Source organism: Streptomyces thermolilacinus SPC6, from assembly GCF_000478605.2.
GTDB lineage: Bacteria > Actinomycetota > Actinomycetes > Streptomycetales > Streptomycetaceae > Streptomyces > Streptomyces thermolilacinus.
This window is the reverse complement of record NZ_ASHX02000001.1, coordinates 3,785,564-3,801,743: the sequence shown is the minus strand read 5'-3', so window position 1 is coordinate 3,801,743 and position 16,180 is coordinate 3,785,564. Positions and strand designations below refer to the sequence as shown.

Sequence of the window (16,180 nt, the reverse complement as noted above, 5' to 3'; positions counted from 1 at the left end):
CGTACGGCCAACCCGCCTGAGACGGGCGCGGGTTGGCCTGGACCAGTACTGCCGGTTACACCTTCGCCAGGTCAGCGGCGGGTACGGCGTCGCCGAGGGCGTGCCGCAGGAGCCGTACGCGCTCAGCGGTGTCGGCCGGGCCGGGCTCGGCGAGGAGCGCGGCGAGCACGGCGACGCGGGCCTGCCCGGCACGCAGCGTGCCGGTCGGCACGGCGCCCGCGGCGACGAGGTCCACGGCGCCGCCGTGGGTGTAGATCTGCGCCACGGGCCCGGCCGGGACCCGGGTGGTGAGCGCGACGAGCACGCCCCGCGCGGTGGCCTCGGCGACGGCGGCGACGACCTCGGGCGTTGCGTTGCCCGCGCCGGTCGCCACCAGGACGATCCCCCGGGCGCCCGCGCCCACGGCGGCGTTCAGCAGCAGCGGGTCGCCGTCGGTGTGGTGCGTCACCATGTCCACGCGCGGCGGCGCACCGGCCGGGGCGGCGGGCAGCGGCAGCGCGGCGGGCCGCTCGGGGCGGCGCAGCACGGAGACCTTGCCGAACCCGATGGTGCCGAGCCGGGTGCCGGACGGGTCCGCGAAGGCGTCGGCGTCCAGGGTGTGCGTCTTCACGGTGCCGCGCGCGGCGTGGAGCTTGCCGTCGAAGGCGATCAGTACGCCGAGGTCCCGGCAGCGGGCGGCGGTGAGCAGCGCGTCATGGAGGTTGCGGGGCCCGTCCCCGTCCTCGGAGTCGAGGGGGAGCTGGGCGCCGGTGAAGACGACGGGGCGCGGGTCGTCGTGGTGGAGGTCCACGAAGAACGCGGACTCCTCCAGCGTGTCGGTGCCGTGCGTGACGACGACGCCGTCGACGCCGGGGTCGGCGAGCACCTCGTGCACGGTCCGCAGGAGGGTGAGCTGGTGGGCGGTGGTGAGGCGGGGGCTGTTGACGCTGAACAGGTCCACGACCTCGACGGTGACGCCCTCCGGCACGGCGGCGGTCGCCATGACCTCCCGCCCGTGCGCCTCGGCGGCGAACCCGGAGCCCTGCCAGCGGCTCGCTATCGTCCCGCCGGTGCTGATCACGACGATCCGTCCCACGCTGCCCGCCTCTCCTCGACTCAGCCCGTAACCATGTTCGAACAAGCAATGATAAAAGAGCAGGCGAGCAATGGGATCGCGCATTGACCCGGACCATCCCGCTCGCATTGGTGGATAATCGCGCCATGGACGCGATCGACCGCGCTATCTTGCGCGAGCTCCAGGCGGACGGCCGACTGAGCAACCAGGAGCTGGCGGCGCGCGTCGGCCTGACCCCGTCTCCCTGCATGCGCCGGGTGCGCCAGCTGGAGCAGGACGGGGTGATCCTGGGCTACCGCGCGGTGATCGACCCGGAGGCGGTGAACCGGGGCTTCGAGGTGCTGGTCTCCATCGAGGTGGAGCGGGACCGCGAGGTGGTGGAGGCGTTCGAGGCGGCGCTCCAGGACATCCCGGACGTCATCGAGGCGTACCGGCTGTTCGGCAGCCCCGGGTGCCTGCTGCGGATCGCGGTGGCGGACCTGCGCGCGTACGAGCGGCTCTGGATCGAGAAGCTGACGGCTCTGACGGGGGTCAAGGAGGTCAACTCCCAGATCATCATGAAGCGCGTCAAGGAACCGAAGGGCCTCCCGGTGGACGGCTAGCGCCGCCGGCCCGCTCCCGGCTGCGCCGCGCCTCGCGCGCGAAGTGCCGTGCGAAGGCGACGACCGCCCACACGAGCAGCACGTTCACCACCGCGCCGCCCACGTACTGCGGCACGAAGTCCAGCAGGCCCACCCGGTCGTCGCCCGAGAGGTCCACGCCTCCCCCGGCGAGCGCGGCCGACAAGAGCGCGAGTACGGCGACGACGACGGCGCCGGGGAAGCTCACGAGCACCAGCGGCGCGCCCCACCCCTCCGGCGCCCCGGCAGCGCCATAGGCGACCGAGAGGGCGGCGACGACAGCCACGTACCCGCCCGCCACCTCCCGCGCACCCGGCCGGAATCCCGCCCGCGCCATGAGCGCCCCGCCTCCACCCCTGGGACATTGAACACGTTCAAGACCAAACCCTACCGGCTCGCCCCGCGCAGCCGACGACGTATCAACAAATCTCTACGGGGTCGTTGAATCCGGTTGTATGCTCCATCCGCCGCCGAACCGCGCGCGTGCCCGCCGAGCGGGCGCCGTCGCTGTGTTCGCGGCCTCTCATCACTCACCCCAGGGGGGGTTTCCGCATGGCATTCCACCGCACGGGCCGCGCTCACGCGCGTGCCCGCAGACTCGCGTCGTGCACCGCTCTCGCCCTCGCCTCCGGCCTGCTGCTCACGGGCACGGCCGGCACGGCGACCGCGGCCGACGGCACGAGCGCCCCGACGCCGGACCGCACGCTGATCGAACAGCCCGCGCCCACCGTCGAACTGCCGCAGGGCCAGCTTCCCAAGAAGCGCAACCGCCTCTCGACGGACACCACGCAGAACACGACGCCCGGACCCACCCGCCACGACTTCACCGGCGACGGCTGGAGCGACCTGCTGTACCGCGGGCTCGACGGCAACTACTACGTGAAGCGCTCCGAGGACCCGGCGAACGACATCCAGCTCGGTCTGTCCACGAGCGGCGGAGTGAAGTTCAAGGACGTCATCCCGGTCGGGGACCAGAACGGCGACGGCACGGCCGACGTCCTGACGCTCCACCCGTACGGCAGCCTGACGCTGACCGGCACGTACGGCTCCGGCTCCTCCTACACGTACTGGAGCGGCAGCGGCTGGAACATCTACAACAAGGTCCTGTCGGTCGGCGATGTCGACGGCGACGCCAAGTTCGACGTACTGGCCCGCACGCACGCCGGCGACCTCTACCTGTACCGGGGCACCGGCAGCGCGTACGCCCCGCTCCAGACCCGCGTGAAGGTGGGCACGGGCTGGCACATCTATGACCAGCTGGTCGGCGTGAGCGACGCCAACGGCGACGGCCTCGGCGACCTGTACGCCCGCACCCCGAACGGTGACCTGTTCTTCTACGCGGGCACCGGCAACGCCGCCGCCCCGTTCAAGGCGCGGGTGAAGGTCGGCACCGGCTGGCACATCTACAACCAGCTGTCCAGCTCCGACGACATCACCGACGACAACCGCCCGGAGCTGCTCGCCCGCACCACGCTCGGCGCGATGTACATCTACGGCACCGACGCCACCACGGGCCGCCCCACGGCCCGCGTCCTGTGGAGCGACTCCAGCTGGAACAACGCGGACCTCATCGCCGGCGCCGGCGGCAACCCCGGCACCGGGAAGTCCGAGATCCTGGGCCTGGACCGGAACGGCACGCTGTTCCGCTACTTCTCCCGCAACAACGGCACACTCACCGCGCGGGCCCAGTGGAGCGACGTCGGCGGCTGGGCGGGGTCCCGCGTGCACTTCCCCAGCTCCCTGGACGACAACGGCCACGCCGACCTCCTGGAGGTCTACGAGGGTCACCTGATCAGCTACGCGCCGGACGAGCCCGTCCTGATCGGCCGCGGCTGGGGCGCGTTCAACACCCTGACCGGCGTGGGCGACCTGACCGGTGACGGCAAGGGCGACCTGCTGGCCCGCACCTCGGGCGGCGTCCTGTACCTGTACCGCGGTGACGGCCAGGGCTACGCCTTCGCCGGCCGGACGAGTGTGGGCTCCGGCTGGGGCGTGTACAACTCCCTGGTGGGCGCGGGCGACATCACCGGCGACGGCCGCGCGGACCTGCTGGCCCGCACCTCGGGCGGCACGCTGTACCTGTACGCGGGCACGGGCAACGCGAACGCCCCGTTCAAGGCGCGCGTGAAGGTCGGCACGGGCTGGCAGACGTACAGCAAGCTGGTCGCCCCCGGTGACATCACCGGCGACGGCCGCGCCGACCTCCTGGCGGTCACGTCGGGCGGCACGCTGTACCGCTACATCACGACCCACACGGGCACGGCGAACCCCTTCACCACCCGCGCCAACATGGGCACGGGCTGGAACACGTACACCCAGCTCCACTGACGCACCACCACCCAGCGGGAGCCCCGCCGACCCCGGTCGACGGGGCTCCCGCCCTTTCCGGCGCACGGCCCCAGCGAGACGACGTGCAAGCGCGCCCCGGATGACTGACGACGGGCAACCTCGCCCTTCTGCTCCTGCTTCTCGCCCTGTTCCGCTACGTCGTGGACAGCGTGCCGCTGTGGTGGGCCGTCCTGATCCGGACGACCCCAACACACTCGTCCTGATCAGGACCCGCCGCACCAACCGCCCCGACGAAGGCGGAACCACCACCCGACCCACCTGCCACCCACCCCCGTCGGGCTGTCGAGTGGCTTCTTCTCCTGACGGAGGCATGGCGACGGGACGTCACGGGGACAGGTTCACCGGCGCCGAGGCCCACGAGGTGCGCGCGCTCGACGCGGGCTGGACCTGGCGCGGAGCACTGTCCCGCCTCTGACCGCCACCCGCGCCCCCACTCCGCTCCACCGCGAAGGCACAGGAACGGCCCACCGTGATCAACCCGGTCAGTCCGTTACATACCCTTCAGCCCACTGGTCCTCGTCCACGACGCATTCCTCGACGTAGAAGCACATCGGCTCGTCCCGGAACCCAGGCAGCTCCCGGGCCCGCCCGATACGCGCGCGAGCTGCCTCCCCGCTCGAATAGGTGCCGAGCAGCTTCACGTCGTCTCCGGCCTCTTCGTCCGCCCAGAAGTCATCGGGTTCCTCGAAGTGGCGAACCTTCGCCCCCTCCACGGCCTGATGGTGTACATGCCAGAGCAGGTAGACCTTGAAAGGACCTGCCATCTCGATGTCCCGCCTTTCCCGGCGTGGGGTACGAACCCTGAGAACGTGATGTCACCGCTTGCGGTCGGGGCTCCACGCATAGGCCCCGGGGGCCGTCTCGACGACTTCACGGGGCCAGGCCGCCCGGACCTGTTCCAGGCGCCCGCGGTGCTCCGCGATCCAGTCTCCCTGCGGCTCTGTGCCCAGGAGTGTCGTAAGGCGGTCCGGGTCGGTGAGCTGGACCGACAGGCAACCGTCTTCATGCATGCGGATGCCGAAGCTCAGACCGCGGTCCCGGTCGACGCCCGCCGTCCGGCCCGGCCCCATGCGGGAAAGCTGCCGCTCCCAGGAATCCAGGTCCCGCGGGGAGAGGAAGGTGTCGAGCCGGGCGTCGACGAAGCTGGTGGAGGCGAGGACGTCCACGCGCAGGGTGTCGTGGCCGGTCAGCACGCCCGGCTGAAACCGTCCCACGACGCGGACGACGAAGCGCGTCCCCTCCGGATCGGCAAGGTGGACGAGGTCCATCGGACCTGGCTCGGTCATGAAGTCGCTCGCTTTCGTGCGCCGGTGTGAGCTGCATCGTCTCCTGCCACCGGACGAGCGACACGGCCAGGCCCGGCACGGAAGAGTCACGCGCCCAGACCGACGCCGGCAGCGGCTGCGAGGACGAACCGCCGTGCGCCCGTGGGAGACCCTTCCCGGATATCAGGTCGCAGTCGGCCGCCATCCAGAGCAGACTGCACCGGTGGACACCCGCCGACCGTGCCCCTGCTGCGGCCATCTGGTCTTCGACATCGAGGACGGATGGCCCGGATCGTTCGCCATCTGCCCGATCTGCTGGTGGGAAGACGACGCGCAGCAGTTCCGGTGGCCGTTCATGCCGGGTGGCGCCAACCGCGTCTCGCTTGTCGAGGCCCAGGGAAACTTCCAGTCCTATGGCGCCTGTGACCAGTACGGCAGACGGTTCGTCCGGCGGCCGACGGACGAGGAGCCACGCGATCCCCGTTGGCGTCCGGTCAACCCGGCCGTGGACTTCTTCGAGGACTGGAGGAGCGATACGCGCCGCCCCTGGCCCACGACCCCGTCGGCCCTGTGCTGGTGGCTCCCCTCCTTCTGGGCACCCGCTGAGGAGCCGGAGCCGGAGGTGCCTCACAGCGTGGTGATCGACGTGGGAGCGGTCAGCAGTGACCGCGACCTTCACGGCCTTCTGAAGCGGGAGCTCGGCTTCCCCGCCTTCTACGGCATGAACTGGGCCGCGTTCTGGGATGCGATCACGGGACTCGTCGAGATCCCCAGAGTGCTGCGTTTCGCCCACTGGGCGGAACTGGAACGCCGAGCACCTCTCGCCGCGGCTGCGCTCCGCGCACAGCTGGTCAGGTACGGGGAGGCCACCGAGGGGTTCAGCGTCGTCTACGACCAGTAGTCCCGGCCCATGGGGACGGCTCAGAGGGGGCGCGGGCGGTTCAGGCCAGGCGGAGTTGTTCTCCGGGAGGCTGTGGCGCGAGTACGTTCCGCAGGCTGCGGACGTGCGCGCGCCAGGGACCGCCGTCCGACTCATCCCAGAGGTTCATCAGCTCGGACGGCTCGGTCAGGACACGGTCGAGCGCCTGGAGAGCGAGGTCGCGCAGGCCCGTGAGGTCGGGCAGCGGCTCTGCGGGGCCGTAGACCGGATCGGCCGGTTCCCCTCCGGGGCACTGCGCGGCGACGAGGGCGGCCGCGGCGACGGCTTCTTCGGATTCGGGTGCTTCCAGGCAGCCGATGGTGTCGATCACCCGCGTGAGGGTGTCGCGGACGATGCCCGCACGTGCGTCCGCGGCGGCGTCGTCGAGAGTGCCGCTGAAGTCCGCCGCGGTGTCGTTGTCGAAAGGCCCGACATCCCAAGTGCCCATGCTGTTCTCCCGCATCGTGGCCGGTTCCGGGCATCCTGGCAGCAGCCACTGACAGCGCCCCAGCCCCGGGCGGCGGCCGGAAGCGGTCCCGCCCCCTCCCCACGACTGCCCGACGCCTCAGAACCAGCGAGCCGTCCCCATCGGGAAGCACCTGGGGCGGCAGGCTCCGGCGTGGTTGCCGTACTTCACTGCTGTACGGCAAGACAAAGCCCCCGCCCGGAGAACCCGGCGGGGGCTTTGATGTGCGTGGACCTGAGGGGATTTGAACCCCTGACCCCCTCGATGCGAACGAGGTGCGCTACCAGTCTGCGCCACAGGCCCTTGCGACGTGAGAAACATTAGCATCCCGATCGCCGTGCTCGGAAATCCGTTGCCCGGCCGGGGGCGAGAGGTGGGTCACGTGGTCATTCGTTGGCCGCGCGGGGGCGGTCGTCGTCGGCGTACTGGTCGAACAGCGGGGTGCGGCCGTGGTCGCGGGGGCGACGCGGGGCGTACGGGGACGGGTTCGGGTTCTTGCGGGTCGGCGGGGGCGGGGTGGGCTCCGCCGGGGAGGAGCGGGCGGCGCTCCAGGTCTCCGGGTCGGTGACGTCCACGCCGCCCGTGGCGCGCGGGGCGACCGGGGCGGTGACGTAGGTGGGCAGCGGGACCGGTACGGGGTCCCAGCTGTCGCCGCGGGCCGGGCCGCGGTCGCGCTGCTGATCGACCCACTCGGCGTGGTCGGTCTGCTCGACCAGGGCGCGCCGGTCCGCCTCCGCCGGGGAGACGTGCGGGGTGGACGGCTCCGCGTGCGCCGGGGGCTCCTCGTCCTGGAGGGTGGCCGACGGGCGCCCGCGGCGGGGGCGGTTCTCGCGGAGGCGCTGGGCCGCGGCCTCGGCGCGGCGCCGGTCCATCACGTACACGAAGCGGCGGCGCTCCTGGCGGCGCAGGTACACGATGTACGCGCTGAGCAGGACCGCCGGGACGCCGGGCGCCCACAGGAACGCGAGGCCGCCCACCGCTGCGACGATCGCGCCGACCGTGAACGCGAGGAACAGCAGCACCGTCGTACGGCGGCGGCGGGCCAGGACGCGGGTGCGGCGGGCGCGCTCGGCGGCGGCGCGCGAGAGCGCCGGGTGCGCGCCCTGCGGCGCGTGCTGAGCGTGCTGGGCGTGGGGCTGGGCGCCGGGGGTTCCTGGGGTGCCGGGCATGCTGGGCGCTTCCGGGGTCGCGTGGTCGGGGTCCGGCAGCTCCAGGCGGGCTTCCGTGCGGGACGGGGGCGCGGCGAAGGCCCGGACGTCCACCGAGTCGATCTGCTCGGTCTCCGCGTCCGGGTCCACGTCGGGCACCCGCCAGTCCTCGTCGGCGCCGCGGGCGCGCAGCTCCTTGGCGTACCGCCGCTCCATCCCCGCCCTTCCGGACAGGAGCCGGATGGCGGTGCTGAAGCGCTCGGTCGGGCGGGCTTCGTTCAGCTCGTCCTGCCTGCGGAGCCACATCGGCACCAGATAGGCGGCCCAGGCTCCGACGATGACTGCGTAGATGAGGCCGCTGCTGCTCACGCCTCACACGGTAGAGGGGTTCGCGTGAGGGCATCGGCCAATTGGGCCGGTGTGTCGCACGATCTGGCTGATATCACTGACATTTTTTGTGATTGGTCAGATCGTTTACGCTCGCGTAAGCGCTTAATTCGAACACATGAATTATTTTGGCTGGCGTTCCCGCCGCGACCTGTGCCAGCGCCGTACCAGCCCGTCCGGCACCTCTTCCGCCGTCAGCGCGTAGACGAGGTGGTCCCGCCAGGCACCGTCGATATGGAGGTACCGGGGCCGCAGCCCCTCCTCGCGGAATCCCAATTTCTCCACGACGCGGCGGCTCGGCCCGTTCTCGGGGCGAATGCACACCTCGATCCGGTGCAGCCCGACCGCCCGGAAGCAGTGGTCCACGGCGAGGGCGACCGCCGTGGGCATGACGCCTCGGCCCGCCACGTCCTGGTCCACCCAGTAGCCGACGTGCCCCGAGCACATCGAGCCCCAGGTGATCCCGGCGACGGTGAGCTGCCCGACGAGACGGCCCTGGTACTCGATGACGAACGGCAGCATCCGCCCGGCGTTGGCCTCCGCCCGCAGGTGCCGCACCATCTGCCGGTACGTGGGCCGCTGCAGCGGGGGCGTGCCGGGCGCGGGCGGTGGGACGGTGGCCTCCCAGGGGCGCAGCCAGTCGCGGTTGCGCCCGTTGACCTCGCGCCACGCCCGGTGGTCGCGGGCCTTTATGGGGCGGAGCACCACGTCCCCGTCGGCGAGGACGACCGGCCAGGCGGGGTTCATGACGCCGGTCTCGGGTGGTCGCCGCCGCGCAGCTGGTCCACGGCGTGGACGAGGAGCGGCTCCAGGACGGCGAGGCCGTCGCGTACGCCGCCGGTGGAGCCGGGGAGGTTGACGATCAGGGTGCGGCCCGCGACGCCGGCCAGGCCCCGGGAGAGGGCCGCCGTGGGGACCTTGTCGCGGCCGTACGCGCGGATGGCCTCCGGGATGCCGGGCACCTCGTGGTCGAGGACGCGGCGGGTGGCCTCGGGGGTGGCGTCGGTGGGCGAGACGCCCGTGCCGCCGGTCGTGAGGATCACGTCGTACCCGGCGCGCACCCCGTCGCGCAGGGCCGCCTCGACGGGGTCGCCGTCCGGGACGACCCGGGGGCCGTCGACGGTGAAGCCGAGCGCGGCAAGGCCTTCGGCGAGGAGGGGGCCGCCCTTGTCCTCGTACACCCCGGCGGCGGCGCGGTTGGAGGCGGTGACGACCAGCGCGCGATACGTCACGGCCTGCTCCAGTCCCCGGACTTGCCGCCCGTCTTCTCCTCCACCCGCACATCGGTGATCACGGCGGCCTTGTCCACGGCCTTGACCATGTCCACGATGGTCAGCGCGGCCACCGACACCGCCGTGAGCGCCTCCATCTCGACGCCCGTGCGGTCGGTGGTCTTCACGGTGGCGGTGATCTCCACGGCGTCGTCCGCGACCGTCAGGTCCAGCTTCACGCCGGACACGGCGAGCGGGTGGCACAGCGGGATCAGGTCGGGGGTCCGCTTGGCCCCCATGATCCCGGCGATACGGGCCGTGGCGAGGGCGTCGCCCTTCGGCACGCCCTCGCCGCGCAGCAGCTCCACCACGCGCGGCGACACGAGGACCCGGCCGCTGGCGCGCGCCGTGCGGGCGGTGACGTCCTTCGCGGAGACGTCCACCATGCGGGCCGCCCCCGCCTCGTCGATGTGGGTAAGGCTGCCTTGCGTACTCAACTCACTCCGCCTCGCGATCCTGGCACCGGTCGTCTTGTCCGGCACGGCGGCAGACACCGTACCGCCACGGCCGCCCCGCAGGGCCCGCCGGTTCAGCCGATGAGCACCACCTCCAGCTCGTCGCCGGGCTCCGCGCGCGTGGTGTTCTCCGGTACGACGATGAGCGCGTCGGCCCGGGCGAGGGCGGCGACCAGGTGCGACCCGGCACCACCCACAGGAGTGACGGTACCCGCCTGGGCGTCGTACGTCCCGCGCAGGAACTGGCGCTTCCCGGCGGGCGACGACAGCGGCGCCTCGGCGGACAGGAGGGCACGCGCGCGCGGGCGGTGGAGGTCCGGGAGGCCCATGAGGGCGCGGATCGCGGGGCGGACGAACAGCTCGAAGGAGACGTACGAGGAGACCGGGTTGCCCGGCAGGGCGAGCAGCGGGACGTGGTCCGGGCCGACGGAGCCGAAGCCCTGGGGCTTGCCGGGCTGCATGGCGAGCCTGCGGAACTCGACGCCGCCGCCGGGCTCGTCGGCGTCGGACGTGGCGGACAGGGCCTCCTTGACCACGTCGTACGCCCCGACGCTGACGCCGCCTGTGGTGACCAGCAGGTCGGCGCGGACCAGCTGGTCCTCGATGGTGGCGCGCAGCGTGTCCGCGTCGTCCGTGACGGCGCCGACCCGGTAGGCGATGGCTCCGGCGTCACGGGCGGCGGCGGCCAGGGCGAAGCTGTTGGAGTCGTAGATCTGGCCGGGGCCCAGCTCGGCGCCCGGCTGGACGAGCTCGCTGCCCGTGGACAGGACGACCACGCGCGGCCGGGGGCGGACCTTGACCGTGCCGCGGCCGATGGCGGCGAGCAGGCCGATCTGCGGCGGGCCGAGGACCGTGCCCGCGGCGAGGGCCAGGGCGCCCGCGGGCACGTCGCTGCCCCGCGCGCGTACATGGGCGCGCGGCTCGGCGGGGCGGTGGACGCGGACCTCGCCGCCCGATCCCTCGGGGGCCGCGCCCGCCGGGCGCATCGTCGTCGCGGCGCCGCCGCCCGTGCCTCCGTCGGTCCACTCGACGGGGACGACCGCCTCGGCGCCCGGCGGGAGGGGCGCGCCGGTCATGATGCGGGCGGCCTGGCCGGGGCCGACCTCGGGCAGGCCGTCGCTGCCCGCCGCGACGTCCCCGACGACGGTGAGCACGGCGGGGAACTCCTCGCTCGCCCCTGCGACGTCGGCGACGCGCACCGCGTAGCCGTCCATGGAGCTGTTGTCGAAGGGCGGCAGGGCGACGGGCACCGTGACGTCCTCGACCAGTACGCAGCCCTGGGCGTCGGGCAGCTGAAGCTCGATGGGGTCCAGCGGGTGAACGGCCGCGAGGATGTCCTCGAGGTGCTCGTCCACCGTCCAGACGGTGTCCTCCCGGTTCTCCGGGCTCACTGAACTCACGGCGCCTGCATCTCCTCGGTGACGTAACGGCGGAGCCAGGATCGGAACTCCGGTCCCAGATCTTCACGTTCGCACGCGAGTCTGACAATCGCCCGCAGATAGTCGCCGCGGTCGCCGGTGTCGTAGCGGCGGCCCTTGAAGACGACGCCGTGGACGGGGCCTCCGGCCTTCTCGTCGACAGCCAGCTTGTGCAGGGCGTCGGTCAGCTGGATCTCGCCGCCCCGGCCGGGCTCGGTCTCGCGCAGTATCCCGAAGATCGCCGGGTCCAGGACGTACCGGCCGATGACGGCGTAGTTGCTGGGGGCGTCGGCGCGGTCGGGCTTCTCCACGAGGTCGGTGACCCTGACGACGTCGGCCTCGATGGTGGGTTCCACGGCGGCGCAGCCGTAGAGGTGGATCTGCGCCGGGTCCACCTCCATGAGGGCCACGACGCTGCCGCCCTGGGCCTCCTGGACCTCCACCATCCGGGACAGCAGCGGGTCGCGCGGGTCGATCAGGTCGTCACCCAGGAGCACGGCGAACGGCTGGTCGCCCACGTGCGGGGCGGCGCACAGGACGGCGTGGCCCAGGCCGCGCGGGTCGCCCTGGCGGACGTAGTGCATGGTCGCCAGGTCGTTGGAGGCCCTGATCCGGTCCAGCCGCTCGTGGTCGCCCTTCCGGTCGAGGGCCTCCTCCAGCTCGTAGTTCCGGTCGAAGTGGTCCTCCAGGGGCCGCTTGTTCCGGCCGGTGATCATCAGCACGTCGTGCAGTCCGGCACCCACCGCCTCCTCCACCACGTACTGGATGGCGGGTTTGTCGACGACAGGCAGCATCTCCTTGGGAGTGGCCTTCGTGGCAGGCAGGAACCGGGTGCCGAGTCCCGCGGCGGGGATGACAGCCTTGTTGATCCTGGGGTGCGACTGAGTCATGGCGAGCACCATATCCGGTCGGTATGGGAGGAAGATGAGCCTTCGGTTAACTTCCTCCGCATATAGGAGAGTACGAGAGGTCGGCGAGTGTCGTGACGGAGAGCGGGCAGCGGGCGGGCCGTGAGCGGGGCCGGGAAAGCGGGCACCACGCGCGCGTAGAGCGGGCCCCGGAAAGCGGGCGGCAGCGGGTGCCGGAAAACGGGGAGCGAAACCCGGGCAGCGGGGAGCGGGTGCCGGACAGCGGGCGGCAGCGGGTGCCGGACAAGGCGGGGCTGCGGACCCAACTGCTGGCGGCCAGGACCCTGCTGACCACCGAGGACGTCCAGCGGGCCACCGCGGCCCTCGCCGCCGCCGCGCTGGAGCTGCCCGAACTGGCGGAGGCCCGTACGGTCGCCGCGTACGTCTCCGTGGGGCGCGAGCCGGGCACGCGCGCGCTGATCGACGCGCTGCACGCGCGGGGCGTACGGGTCCTGCTTCCGGTCCTGATGGCCGACAACGACCTGGACTGGGGGGTCTACGAGGGCGTGGAGGGCCTCGCCAAGGCGCGGCTGGGCCTGCTGGAGCCGTCGGGACCCCGCCTCGGCCCGGACGCCGTCACGGAGGCGGACGCGGTGCTGCTGCCGGGCCTCGCGGTGGACGCGCGGGGCATGCGGCTGGGCCGTGGCGGCGGCTCGTACGACCGCGTACTGGCCCGCCTCGCGCGCGTAGGGGCCGATCCGGCGCTCGTCGTGCTCCTCTACGCGCACGAGGTGGTCGCCCGGGTCCCGGAGGAACCGCACGACCACCCCGTGCACGCGGTGGTGACCCCGGACGGCGTACGGCGGTTCACCGCACCCCGCCCGGTCTGATCAGGGCTTCAGGACCAGGTGGTCGGCCTTCGCCGCGTCGACCGCCCTGGCGCTGAACGGCCAGGCCAGCAGTTCGCCCTTGGCCCACAGGTCGGTCTGGTCCGTGTAATGCGGGTGGTAGGCGTGGCCGGATGCGCCGGTCAGGTTGATCCAGCGGGACCTGTCCCAGTCGCCGACGTTGACGACCATCCGCATGGACGGCACCCAGACGACTCCGTAGCCGCCCGCCGCGTTCCAGCCGGTGGCGTTGACGGCCGCCTCACCGCCCGACAGGTTCCACGGGCCCCGGTTGAGCAGGAACTTCACCACGTCGGGGCCGCCCGTGCCGAGCGTCTGGTTGCGCAGGTTCAGCTGGTGCAGCCGGCCCCAGCTCCAGGTGGAGACGTCCTTGCCGAGCTGCGCGGTCAGCTCCCAGCGGGCGTCCTTCATGGCGCGGGCGAGCAGCTGGTCGCGGGTCTGCGTGGCCTCGTCCAGACGGTTCTCCGGGGTGTGCCACCAGGCGTTGTCCTCGTCCTTGAGGAGCGGGCGGACCACCTCGTACCAGCGGTCGCCGCCGTCCGGCTGCGCCTTGTCCGCCTCGCGCTGGCCGCACTCGCGGACGAGCCGGCCGCGCTGGTCGTCGGGGACGTTCGGGTCGACGTTCGGGACGCTGAGGCACTCGCCCTTGACGCGCAGCTCCTTGGGGAGCTTGTCGCCGAACGCCAGCTTCAGGACGTTGCGCCAGACCGCGTTGAAGTACGCGGCGGCGGCGGAGTCGGCCTCCTGCGTGTAGTCCCAGCCCTCCAGGAGCTTCTGCGCCTCGCGGACGTACGGGTCGGACACGTCGATCTTCAGCAGGAGCGGCGTCAGCACCTTGGCGATCTCGCTGCTGTTGTCCATCTGCATGGTGCGCATGTCGTCGGTCGAGATCTTGCCGCCGTCCTTGATCTTCGACTCGATGAGGTCGTTGATGCGCTGGCTGCGGGAGCCGTAGCCCCAGTCGGCGGTGAGGTGGTGCGGGTACGCGTCGTCCACGACGGCCTGGTTGGCGGTGACGATGTAGCCGCGCTCGGGGTTCTCCTCGTAGGGCAGCTCGTCGAAGGGGACGAACTCGTCCTTCCAGTCGTACTTGGGGTCCCAGCCGGGCGCGGGGAGGGTGCCGTCGTGGCCCTTGGCGCGGACGGGGACCTTGCCGGGGGCCTGGTAGCCGATGTTGCCCTGGGCGCCCTTGGCGTCGGCGTAGACGAGGTTCTGCGCGGGCACCTCGAAGTCGCGGGCTGCGGCGCGGAACTCCTTGAAGTCGCGGGCGCGGTTCAGCTTGAACACGGCGTCCATGGACTTGCCCGGCTTGAGGGCGGTCCAGCGCAGCGAGACCGCGTAACCGTCTCCGCGGTCCGGCGCGAGGTTGGTGACGGGCGCCTTCTCCCCGACCTTCTCCAGCTCGTCGCTGCGGTCGGAGATCAGCGGGCCGTTGTTGGTGGTGCGGACCGTGATGGTACGGCTGCCGCCACCGGCGATCTTGATGACCTCGTCGCGGGTCTCGAACGGCACCTCCTTGGTGCCGCGCAGGTAGCCCCGGTCGGTGACCTTCTGGAGGTACAGGTCGGTGACGTCGGCGCCGAGGTTGGTGAAGCCCCAGGCGATGTCCTGGTTGTGGCCGATTATGACGCCCGGCATCCCGGCGAAGGTGTAGCCCGCGACGTCATAGCGGCACTTGTCGGAGACGGCGCGGCAGTGCAGGCCCATCTGGTACCAGACGGACGGCAGCTGCGGGGCGAGGTGCGGGTCGTTGGCGAGCAGCGGCTTGCCGGTCGTCGTGTGCTTGCCGGAGACGACCCAGGAGTTGGAGCCGATGCCGTCGCCGTTGGGGCCGAGGAGGGCCGGGACGGAGTCCAGCGCCTTGGAGAGGGCCGCCAGCTGCGTCTGGAGGCCGCTCTGGGCGGCCTGGCCGGTGCCGGTGCCCGAGCCGGTGCCCTGACCCGTACCGGTGTCCTGGGCGCCGTTCTGGAGGCCGCTGCCCGCGCCCTCACCCTGGCCCGTGCCGTCGCCGTTCCCCTCGTCGCCCTCGCCGTCGCCGTCGCCGCGGGGCTTGAAGCCCTCGACGATGGGGCGGTGCGTGGCGAACGGGTACGCCGGGTACAGGTCCTTGATCTGCTGGGCGTCGAGGCGGCTCGTCATCAGCGACCGGTCGATCTCGTCCTGCATGTTGCCGCGCAGGTCCCAGGCCATCGCCTTCATCCAGGCGATGGAGTCGACCGGGGTCCACGGCTCGATCTCGTAGTCGTGCGAGAAGGCCAGCGCCGAGTACTCGACGGAGACGTCACGGGGCGCCTTGTCCTTCAGGTAGGCGTTGACGCCCTCCGTGTACGCCTGGAGGTTCTTCTTCGTCTCGTCCGACAGGACCTTGTCGTACTCCTCCTGCGCCACCCGGTGCCAGCCGAGCGTGCGGAGGAACGCGTCCGTGTCCACCATGTCCTTGCCGAGCATCTCGGAGAGACGGCCGGCGGTCATGTGGCGGCGGACGTCCATCTCCCAGAAGCGGTCCTGCGCCTGGACGTATCCCTGGGCGCGGAACAGGTCGGCGTCGGTGGAGGCGTAGATCTGCGGGACGCCATAGCTGTCGCGCTTGACGTCCACCGGCCCGGAGAGCCCGGCGAGCTCGAGCGTGCCGGTGGTCTGCGGGAAGGGCGCCCGCACGGTGCTGACGCTCCAGTAGGCGCCGTACCCGACGCCCGCGACGAGCGCCAGCACCAGGGCGATCACGAGCAAGCGGGCACGTCGCCCCTTCTTCTTGGGGGAAGAGACGGTGGTGTTGGCGGGCATCGCTGTCCTTCGAGGCGCAGGCTTGGTCCAGGAGTGCTGGAGCAACCATAGGCGCAGCGGTCGGGCGGCCCGGACGCGGTGTCAGTAAGGGGGCGCTCCACGGGCGACGGCTCCCGCGTCAGGGAAGCGTTAAAGATTAGGTAAGGTAACGAAGTACCGGCTGCCGCGAACCGCGCCCGTCGCCGGACATGCCCGGCATATCCCTGCCCCGGCCGAGAAATCGGCGCCTGCGGGACCGCGCGGCGGAAACCCGCACAGCGGACGCCCGTCCGCGGGAGCCGTACAAGT

16 protein-coding genes and 1 tRNA gene are annotated in these 16,180 nt (G+C 72.0%); 4 read left to right on the top strand and 13 right to left on the bottom strand.

Going from position 1 to position 16,180, the window contains the following annotated elements:
* Window positions 1-55: 55 nt before the first annotated feature.
* The gene (locus tag J116_RS16565) at window positions 56-1,075 is read right to left on the bottom strand and encodes an asparaginase (protein ID WP_023588190.1); all 1,020 of its coding nucleotides are present in this window, start codon (window positions 1,073-1,075) and stop codon (window positions 56-58) included.
* A 125-nt stretch (window positions 1,076-1,200) separates the two neighbouring features.
* Here J116_RS16565 and J116_RS16560 point away from each other — a divergent pair, with 125 nt between their 5' ends.
* Window positions 1,201-1,656, top strand: a complete 456-nt coding sequence (locus tag J116_RS16560) for an Lrp/AsnC family transcriptional regulator (protein WP_023588189.1) — start codon at window positions 1,201-1,203, stop codon at window positions 1,654-1,656.
* Here the strand turns inward: J116_RS16560 and J116_RS16555 are convergent.
* A complete protein-coding gene (locus J116_RS16555; RefSeq protein ID WP_023588188.1) occupies window positions 1,622-2,011 on the bottom strand; it encodes a hypothetical protein in 390 nt (129 codons plus the stop codon). The two genes, J116_RS16560 and J116_RS16555, sit on opposite strands and share 35 nt — an antisense overlap.
* A 215-nt stretch (window positions 2,012-2,226) precedes the next feature.
* On the opposite strand from J116_RS16555, the gene J116_RS16550 reads away from it, so the two are divergent.
* Window positions 2,227-4,002, top strand: coding sequence for an FG-GAP repeat domain-containing protein (locus J116_RS16550; RefSeq protein WP_023588187.1), 1,776 nt, complete (start codon window positions 2,227-2,229; stop codon window positions 4,000-4,002).
* A gap of 503 nt (window positions 4,003-4,505) precedes the next feature.
* Here J116_RS16550 and J116_RS16545 read toward each other — a convergent pair.
* Together J116_RS16545 and J116_RS16540 are read right to left on the bottom strand one after the other, a co-directional pair.
* Window positions 4,506-4,787 (bottom strand): hypothetical protein, encoded by a 282-nt coding sequence (locus J116_RS16545; protein WP_037946750.1) that lies wholly within the window; start codon window positions 4,785-4,787, stop codon window positions 4,506-4,508.
* Window positions 4,788-4,838: 51 nt separating this feature from the next.
* Entirely contained in the window at window positions 4,839-5,291 is a 453-nt protein-coding gene (locus J116_RS16540) for a DUF5959 family protein (protein WP_023588185.1), read from the bottom strand.
* A gap of 220 nt (window positions 5,292-5,511) precedes the next feature.
* On the opposite strand from J116_RS16540, the gene J116_RS16535 reads away from it, so the two are divergent.
* Window positions 5,512-6,189: a CPCC family cysteine-rich protein gene (locus J116_RS16535; protein ID WP_023588184.1), complete on the top strand. Its 678-nt coding sequence runs from the start codon at window positions 5,512-5,514 to the stop codon at window positions 6,187-6,189.
* A 40-nt stretch (window positions 6,190-6,229) separates the two neighbouring features.
* On the opposite strand, the gene J116_RS16530 is transcribed toward J116_RS16535, so the two are convergent.
* The 8 genes from J116_RS16530 to galU form a co-directional block, all read right to left on the bottom strand.
* The gene (locus tag J116_RS16530; protein ID WP_028964140.1) at window positions 6,230-6,655 is read right to left on the bottom strand and encodes a DUF4259 domain-containing protein; all 426 of its coding nucleotides are present in this window, start codon (window positions 6,653-6,655) and stop codon (window positions 6,230-6,232) included.
* 247 nt (window positions 6,656-6,902) lie between these two features.
* Window positions 6,903-6,976 (bottom strand) — tRNA-Ala (locus tag J116_RS16525).
* 83 nt (window positions 6,977-7,059) lie between these two features.
* On the bottom strand, window positions 7,060-8,190 hold the full coding sequence (gene sepX / locus J116_RS16520; protein ID WP_023588182.1) for a divisome protein SepX/GlpR: 1,131 nt from the start codon (window positions 8,188-8,190) through the stop codon (window positions 7,060-7,062).
* Window positions 8,191-8,331: 141 nt separating this feature from the next.
* Window positions 8,332-8,955: a GNAT family N-acetyltransferase gene (locus tag J116_RS16515; RefSeq protein ID WP_023588181.1), complete on the bottom strand. Its 624-nt coding sequence runs from the start codon at window positions 8,953-8,955 to the stop codon at window positions 8,332-8,334.
* Window positions 8,952-9,440, bottom strand: coding sequence for a MogA/MoaB family molybdenum cofactor biosynthesis protein (locus tag J116_RS16510; RefSeq protein ID WP_023588180.1), 489 nt, complete (start codon window positions 9,438-9,440; stop codon window positions 8,952-8,954). The genes J116_RS16515 and J116_RS16510 overlap by 4 nt, the downstream gene beginning before the upstream one ends.
* A complete protein-coding gene (gene moaC / locus J116_RS16505; RefSeq protein ID WP_023588179.1) occupies window positions 9,437-9,916 on the bottom strand; it encodes a cyclic pyranopterin monophosphate synthase MoaC in 480 nt (159 codons plus the stop codon). Before moaC ends, J116_RS16510 begins: the two co-directional genes overlap by 4 nt.
* 92 nt (window positions 9,917-10,008) lie before the next feature.
* Window positions 10,009-11,334 (bottom strand): molybdotransferase-like divisome protein Glp, encoded by a 1,326-nt coding sequence (gene glp, locus J116_RS16500; protein WP_051203537.1) that lies wholly within the window; start codon window positions 11,332-11,334, stop codon window positions 10,009-10,011.
* Window positions 11,331-12,242 (bottom strand): UTP--glucose-1-phosphate uridylyltransferase GalU, encoded by a 912-nt coding sequence (galU, locus tag J116_RS16495; RefSeq protein ID WP_028964139.1) that lies wholly within the window; start codon window positions 12,240-12,242, stop codon window positions 11,331-11,333. Before galU ends, glp begins: the two co-directional genes overlap by 4 nt.
* 230 nt (window positions 12,243-12,472) lie before the next feature.
* Between galU and J116_RS16490 the strand changes: the two genes are divergently transcribed.
* A complete protein-coding gene (locus tag J116_RS16490) occupies window positions 12,473-13,090 on the top strand; it encodes a 5-formyltetrahydrofolate cyclo-ligase (RefSeq protein ID WP_023588176.1) in 618 nt (205 codons plus the stop codon).
* Here J116_RS16490 and J116_RS16485 read toward each other — a convergent pair whose 3' ends face one another.
* A complete protein-coding gene (locus tag J116_RS16485) occupies window positions 13,091-15,892 on the bottom strand; it encodes a penicillin acylase family protein (RefSeq protein ID WP_023588175.1) in 2,802 nt (933 codons plus the stop codon).
* Window positions 15,893-16,180: the final 288 nt, after the last annotated feature.

Coding starts and splice junctions, on each gene's coding strand:
- J116_RS16545 (WP_037946750.1), bottom strand. CDS start 4,787: ATGGCAGGTCCTTTCAAGGTCTACCTGCTCTGGCATGTACACCATCAG.
- galU (WP_028964139.1), bottom strand. CDS start 12,242: ATGACTCAGTCGCACCCCAGGATCAACAAGGCTGTCATCCCCGCCGCG.
- J116_RS16515 (WP_023588181.1), bottom strand. CDS start 8,955: ATGAACCCCGCCTGGCCGGTCGTCCTCGCCGACGGGGACGTGGTGCTC.
- J116_RS16550 (WP_023588187.1), top strand. CDS start 2,227: ATGGCATTCCACCGCACGGGCCGCGCTCACGCGCGTGCCCGCAGACTC.
- J116_RS16555 (WP_023588188.1), bottom strand. CDS start 2,011: ATGGCGCGGGCGGGATTCCGGCCGGGTGCGCGGGAGGTGGCGGGCGGG.
- J116_RS16485 (WP_023588175.1), bottom strand. CDS start 15,892: ATGCCCGCCAACACCACCGTCTCTTCCCCCAAGAAGAAGGGGCGACGT.
- J116_RS16540 (WP_023588185.1), bottom strand. CDS start 5,291: ATGGACCTCGTCCACCTTGCCGATCCGGAGGGGACGCGCTTCGTCGTC.
- J116_RS16530 (WP_028964140.1), bottom strand. CDS start 6,655: ATGGGCACTTGGGATGTCGGGCCTTTCGACAACGACACCGCGGCGGAC.
- J116_RS16560 (WP_023588189.1), top strand. CDS start 1,201: ATGGACGCGATCGACCGCGCTATCTTGCGCGAGCTCCAGGCGGACGGC.